This is a genomic window from Coprococcus sp. AM97-35, from assembly GCF_027697525.1.
In the GTDB taxonomy this organism is placed as follows: domain Bacteria; phylum Bacillota; class Clostridia; order Lachnospirales; family Lachnospiraceae; genus Allocoprococcus; species Allocoprococcus comes.
Genome location: NZ_JAQESL010000076.1, coordinates 1 through 939 on the forward strand (window position 1 = coordinate 1; position 939 = coordinate 939).

3 protein-coding genes are annotated in these 939 nt (G+C 39.1%); 1 reads left to right on the top strand and 2 read right to left on the bottom strand.

All coding sequences use genetic code 11. The features are described from left to right. Window positions 1–239, bottom strand: a 239-nt coding sequence (locus tag PG840_RS17075) for a CD1375 family protein (protein ID WP_442872518.1), incomplete at its 3' end; no start/stop codon positions are given. Next, window positions 187–450, bottom strand: coding sequence for a hypothetical protein (locus tag PG840_RS16715; RefSeq protein ID WP_270613917.1), 264 nt, complete (start codon window positions 448–450; stop codon window positions 187–189). The genes PG840_RS17075 and PG840_RS16715, both read right to left, overlap by 53 nt. Before the next feature lie 304 nt (window positions 451–754). On the opposite strand from PG840_RS16715, the gene PG840_RS16720 reads away from it, so the two are divergent. Next, a partial coding sequence (locus PG840_RS16720) for a hypothetical protein (RefSeq protein WP_270613918.1) occupies window positions 755–939 on the top strand: 185 nt, incomplete at its 3' end.

Sequence of the window (939 nt, forward strand, 5' to 3'; positions counted from 1 at the left end):
TCTGTTACCAGATCTTCTGCTCCGGAATCAATCAGGACCTCTTTTACCTTGTCCTTTAAAAGTCTCGGTACCTGTGAATAAGTTTTCTTTCCTAACATAATCTGCTGTGCCCATAACATTGCCATCATTTCTTTTCCTCCTGAAATTTGTAATAATATGAATAAAATGGTTAATACAATTATCGTTTTACTGATATACCGTTTCAGACATTTCCAAAATGCATCCTTCGAGCATTTCATTTTTCTCCTCCGCTTTTTCGACTCTTGACTGCAGGTTCGTATTTTTCTCTTCTGCTTCTTTAAGTCGTGTCTCCAGAGCTGCTATCCGGCTGTCCGGATCTTCTCCTTCCCGGTACATCAGCACACCAAGGATGCCGGCCGTGTACTTCACGATTGCATCGAGCTTTGTGTAGTTTTCATACACAACGGTATCTTCATCCCGTTCGCTCACAGACATTCTCTTAGTTGTTGTCGGATCAGAAAATAAAGTCTTCAGCTGATCCTCGGATGCTGAAATGGTCTTGATCAGAAGTGCACCATCCGTCTGCTCAGTGACCTGCTGGATACTTCTTTTTAGAGGGATTCTGAATTAAATAGCAATTTAACCAAAACCAACACTGTTTTAGAAAACAGAAAACCAATAATCGTTGATTCAACTGCACAAGGAACAGTAAATTTGGATACTAATAAGTATAATTCCTTGAAATCTGGTATTACATATGCTTTTGTTGTTACGGTTTCCTCGAATCTTAACAGTGAAAGCTATAAACAGGAAAAAGGAAATCGCTTGTGCATTAAACGGTGTAAATATGGGAAACAACGGAAACTATTACAAGCTAACATCTAACTTTATGGGGAAATGTTCCAAGGGCGACAAGATCAATATTACCTCATTCAAAAATGGAGGTTCATGGACGCTTTTTGCGACAAGAGCTATTTT